General features: G+C 66.0%; 1 protein-coding gene. It reads right to left on the bottom strand.

Features of this window, described 5'->3' with window-relative positions; genetic code table 11:
- On the bottom strand, nucleotides 1-206 hold a 206-nt coding region (locus IH80_RS40475), incomplete at both ends, for a hypothetical protein (RefSeq protein ID WP_037882524.1).

The following is a 206-nucleotide window of genomic DNA, read 5'->3' as shown; positions in this document are numbered from 1 at the left end:
GGACGGCGTCACGGACATGACGGACCCAGTAGTCCGGGGACAGCAGCTCCTCCGTACCGGCGACCTTGCCCGTCACGTTGGAAACGACCGGAATGCTCGGCGCCCTGTAGGTGAGGCCGGCGGCGATCTCACGGAACTCCGCGAGCATCGGGTCCATCAGCAGCGAGTGGAAGGCATGGCTCACGGTCAGACGCTTCGTCTTGCGG

Source organism: Streptomyces sp. NRRL S-378 (assembly GCF_000720645.1).
GTDB lineage: Bacteria > Actinomycetota > Actinomycetes > Streptomycetales > Streptomycetaceae > Streptomyces.
Note: the sequence above shows the minus strand (reverse complement) of the source record. Positions and strands in the feature narration are given on the sequence as shown.